This is a genomic window from Enterococcus sp. S53, assembly GCF_016516865.1.
Lineage (GTDB): Bacteria > Bacillota > Bacilli > Lactobacillales > Enterococcaceae > Enterococcus_D > Enterococcus_D innesii.
Map to the genome: position 1 here is coordinate 1 of NZ_JACVUH010000034.1, position 4,497 is coordinate 4,497.

Here is a 4,497-nt window from a genome sequence, read left to right on the forward strand (position 1 = left end):
TATTGACAGTAAAAGAACTTGCTGAATTTTTTGGTATCAGCAGACAAGCTATGAGGAAACATGTTGACAACCTAGAGCCAACGTACCTTGCCAAAAACAGCCAAGGATACAAGACAGTGCTATGGTCGGGGGTGTTGCACCTTGCAGACAAGCTAGGACGTACCAAGTTGCTTGAAGCCTTCGAAATCCCTGACACAGCAAGCTCTGACAGTATAGAAATGAAGTTGTTTGCACAGTTGCAACAAAAGGACGCACAAATTGATCAGCTGCAGTCATTATTAGCCCAACAGCAGAAACTTCTTGATCAACAACAACAACTAACTTTGCAAGTGAACAAACAAATACTGCTTCTGACGTCGCAGGAACGCTTATCAGGCGATTTAAATAAAGAATTGAATAATGGTTCGGAAAATTTTAAAACGCCTCAAAACGCTTATGATAGCCCCTCAGAACAAGAAGAGAAATTCACTTCTGAAAATGAATTCGTGCGACCGAAACAAGAAAGAAAGAAGAAGTGGTGGCACTTTTTCCGTGAACCCTAAGATAACGCTGAAAGGATGAATTGTGTATGTCGTTTTCAGCTTATGTTGACAGCTATCCGATTACTGCGTATATCGTGGGGCACCTTGGTTTATCGGTGAGTGATTTTTGTCGACGGTATGAATTCGATCCTACGATCGTCACCGGGTGGCAAACAGCGAATCAAGTTCGCTGTATTTTACGCTTGTTAGAAACGCAACATTTCGCTTATCTTGCGACAAGTCTGGAGTGGAACATAACACCGTTCCAACTCGCCCCCCCCCCCGGTTTCTTCACAAACGACCCAAAGAGAAGAAGCTTGATTTACCAGTATTTTAGTGATCAAACATAGCTAGACCAATTGAAAATCACAAAGAACGCCCGTCAATCGCTTGATTGACGGGCGTCTTGTGTTAAGCCACATTATGTTAACTATTTGACTAAGGAGTAGCATGGTATTCTGAATTAGTTAACCCTGGTGCTTCTCTTTTTATTTCTTGGAAAATAAATTCTATTTCATCATTATTATGAGCTCCCATGTTGAATGAAAGAACTATGTGGTCCTCTCCGTTGTATACATATATCTCATTATTTAGATTATTAACATAATTTTCAATAAACTCTTTGAAATCAGTGTATGGTGTCTTGGGAGCTAAAACAAAGGTTACTGTGTAATTATATAATTTGTCTAACTCTTTTTTCTGCTTTTGTACTTCATTACTTTTTTCAGTTATTTCATCAGCTTGATTTCTGATAGTTTTCAAATTGACAAGATTCAATACTGTCATAATAAAAATACTAACTAACAATACAGGGACTATATATCTAATTAATTTATTCTCTTTTTGTCTATCTTCAACTATTTCTTCTATCAGCAATATCTCAATAGATATACCTAATAGCTCTGATATTTTTATCACATTTTTTTTACTAGGATAAGTATGACCTAACTCCCACTTAGATATACTTTTATCACTAACATCTAATATTTCAGCTAATTCTTGCTGAGTAAGAGAATTAGCAATTCTATATTCTTTTAATTTTATTGATAGGATAGATTCACTCATTTTACTCACTCCTTAAACATTGATACTTCCATTATTACTTTTTTAAACTCTTTATTACAGGAACTTTCAAAAATAGAGTAAGAAATAACTAAGTATAACGCCAAATATGTAAACTCTGACACGTTTAAGATAAAAAAGCAGATAATCACCGTACAAAACATTTAACGCCCTCAGAACAATTCTGAGGGCGTTTTTACTTGGTATAACATCTGATTATGTTAACTAAGTGTTTAAATAACTTCTTCTAGCCAAACTTTATATGAAATATCCGAAGCGATTGACGTTTGTATTTCAGGACTAACTATGAATCCGTACTCTTCTTCACTTGTTTCAAAACCATACATAACGTCTGAAATCCTATACAATTGCCCATTCCATAGGATTTTTTCCCCTTTTCTTGGAATAAATGGTAGCGCCACAATATCAAATTTTTCAGAGTAGTTTTCACTGTTTTTGTTTAAAGTAATAGCTAATTCAATCGCGTACAATTTTCATATCCTCCAAAAATATTAATTAATTGAAACCACACGTACAGGAGAAAAACAACTTGCATTTCCCTTTGAAGTATAAATTTGAGCAACCCCATTTATTCTGTAAGTTCCTCCTTTTTTATACGTCCAAGTTTGAGAAATAGTCACACCACTAAATAATAGATTTAAATTTTATGTGAGAAATTCCAAGTATCATTGATTTTTGCCCCAATCGTAAATCCCTTTACTTGAAATCCTAATAATGAATAACCGTTTACTTTTATTTTACTGTGTCTTTAGTGTTGTTTGTCTTTACAAAATTTGAAGATACGCTGGTTTGATTTCAAGTGAAAGAAATTTGTAAGCCTGTATAGTAAGATTTATTCCTGAAACCTTAGTAAATTGATTTTTACCATTTACTTTTTTGTATTCATAATTGAAGGATACATTTCTCCAAGTATGAATCCCTTGTTCGAACGACTAATTTTCTCCCATGAACAGTCATTACAAAATCACCATCATCAATCTAGTAAAAATCAATCTCGACGATCCTCTTTATCTTTTTTATCCTGATTTATCTCTTCTTGTTTATCTCCCAAATACTTTTCTGCTACTTTTTTGGGAATCCACTCATATTTATCGGTCTGATCATTTAACAATCCAACATAATCTTTATCTGAACTAAGTTGCAATGATATTTCTTTACCCCATTTCCTATTCTTCAAAATCCTATTCTCATTTGCTTTTGATTAAATATAGAGCCTACTAAAATTTCTTTTTTATCATGATTTAAACGATAAAATAGAGCAAATTGTTTCCCTATTAAAATTCTATAAGTTAATTCTGATAAATTATATACAGACGAAACTTCCTCATGCATTTCTGGAAATTCACTGACCATTCTTAAAGATGCTTCAATTGATTGAACAAATTTTCTTATTTTTTCAAGAGGAAATTCTAGCTCTACTTCCCATTCATAGATTAATCTTTCTAAACTAACTGTAAAACTATTTGAATAAGTTAATTTATACATTACCAGATCCCCAACCATATTTTCCAAATTTCTTTTTAAGATCTTCTTCAAGAAGAATGTTTCCATTTGAAAAATCCTCGAAGCTGCTTTCAATTAATCTTTTATCATGCTCTTTGTCTACGTTTTGGGCATCTAAAATTAATTTTTTCCCATCTTGTTTATAACCTAATAAATCTCCAACTTGTAGACCACTTTCTTTCGGCAAAATAATACCTATTGAATTTCCAACTTTTCTAACTTTTATATTTTTCATGAAATCACCTCTTCAAAATAATTATAACAAAAGTTATAACTTATTTCAATTAGCTATGCAAATATTTTTCTAATCCAGAAAAAATGCTATTTCTAGATATAAAACTAGAAAAAATAATTGAAAACAGTAATACAACTAACGGTGAAATATTCGTAAATGTCATAATAAAATATACGAGTAAAAGATAGATAAACGTGAAAAGAATTCTTTTAACCCAAATCATTTATTCTCACCTCACTTTACAAATTTAACTGTGTCATAACTTTTTTTTAAATATCTGTAGTAATTAGCTTTTTGACAAAATAATTTTTCTGCTGAGAGCATTTAAATCGTTTGATTTTATATTTGATACTTAAGCTTAAATTGGCTAGGTTTTTTTTTATTATATAAAATTGATACATAGTTTCCTTCCCGAAACATATTTCTATTTTTAGTCAATGTCCAAACCTTCTTAGTAGCAACTATCGTTTCTCCGTTATTCAGAGGAATTTCTACAGTCAACTTAACCAATCGATCAGATTCTCCCCTGGCATGACTTACCTCCGTTCCCCACGTGTTACTCGAGAGAACACTTTTTATTATCTTTGCGTTAGTCTCTACCCATTCAATTTGTTGTTTTTTCATACTGACAATTTGAACTAAAACTAAAAATATAGCTATACAAAGAATAGGAGAAACAAGAGCAGCTGGCAATCTCCATGAATTGCCCAGATAATCAATAACAATATTCCTAAGTAACTTTGTCGAATAAGAAGCACAAAAAAATAATACTCCATTCATCAAACAGCCTAAATTCTCTACTTTATTATTCCATTTCTCAAAACCACTTGTAAATTTAGACATACCTACCACTAATTTCTATGGAATTTGTTTTCAATTTTAAACGTCTTACAATAAAAATATTTATATAAAACTAACCCTAAAGCAGCAGCAATCATGCATCCTATACCACGAGTAACCCAAATATTGATATTAGCATCATTTTCTAGAATTCTTGTAAAAAAATTGGAAAGAGTGATCACACTCAGAAACCATACAATTCCTTTAACTACTTTAATCTCTTTCGTGTTCATATGAGACCTCCTACTTAGTTAAAATCATCTTTATTGGATAGGCTACAATTAACTAGACAGAAAAATTAAGGTGTGTAGACTA

At 32.0% G+C, this 4,497-nt stretch carries 8 protein-coding genes; 1 reads left to right on the forward strand and 7 read right to left on the reverse strand.

All coding sequences use genetic code 11. The features are described from left to right. Nucleotides 1-2: 2 nt before the first annotated feature. Nucleotides 3-542 carry a helix-turn-helix domain-containing protein gene (locus IAE45_RS18260; protein ID WP_233619189.1) on the forward strand — a complete coding sequence of 180 codons (540 nt, stop codon included), beginning with the start codon at nt 3-5 and terminating at the stop codon, nt 540-542. Nucleotides 543-959: 417 nt separating this feature from the next. Here IAE45_RS18260 and IAE45_RS18265 read toward each other — a convergent pair whose 3' ends face one another. The 7 genes from IAE45_RS18265 to IAE45_RS18295 form a co-directional block, all read right to left on the reverse strand. Beyond that, nucleotides 960-1,586 carry a helix-turn-helix transcriptional regulator gene (locus IAE45_RS18265; RefSeq protein ID WP_071859317.1) on the reverse strand — a complete coding sequence of 209 codons (627 nt, stop codon included), beginning with the start codon at nt 1,584-1,586 and terminating at the stop codon, nt 960-962. A gap of 230 nt (nt 1,587-1,816) precedes the next feature. Continuing rightward, on the reverse strand, nt 1,817-2,074 hold the full coding sequence (locus tag IAE45_RS18270) for a hypothetical protein (RefSeq protein ID WP_029486121.1): 258 nt from the start codon (nt 2,072-2,074) through the stop codon (nt 1,817-1,819). A gap of 518 nt (nt 2,075-2,592) precedes the next feature. After that, nucleotides 2,593-2,781, reverse strand: coding sequence for a hypothetical protein (locus IAE45_RS18275; RefSeq protein ID WP_200127786.1), 189 nt, complete (start codon nt 2,779-2,781; stop codon nt 2,593-2,595). Next, nucleotides 2,778-3,089, reverse strand: coding sequence for a type II toxin-antitoxin system RelE/ParE family toxin (locus IAE45_RS18280; protein WP_438533607.1), 312 nt, complete (start codon nt 3,087-3,089; stop codon nt 2,778-2,780). Before IAE45_RS18280 ends, IAE45_RS18275 begins: the two co-directional genes overlap by 4 nt. Then, nucleotides 3,082-3,342: an AbrB/MazE/SpoVT family DNA-binding domain-containing protein gene (locus tag IAE45_RS18285; protein ID WP_200127788.1), complete on the reverse strand. Its 261-nt coding sequence runs from the start codon at nt 3,340-3,342 to the stop codon at nt 3,082-3,084. Before IAE45_RS18285 ends, IAE45_RS18280 begins: the two co-directional genes overlap by 8 nt. A 339-nt stretch (nt 3,343-3,681) precedes the next feature. After that, a complete protein-coding gene (locus IAE45_RS18290) occupies nt 3,682-4,185 on the reverse strand; it encodes a DUF3592 domain-containing protein (protein ID WP_200127790.1) in 504 nt (167 codons plus the stop codon). An 8-nt stretch (nt 4,186-4,193) separates the two neighbouring features. Next, the gene (locus IAE45_RS18295; RefSeq protein ID WP_200127792.1) at nt 4,194-4,415 is read right to left on the reverse strand and encodes a hypothetical protein; all 222 of its coding nucleotides are present in this window, start codon (nt 4,413-4,415) and stop codon (nt 4,194-4,196) included. Nucleotides 4,416-4,497 lie beyond the last annotated feature (82 nt).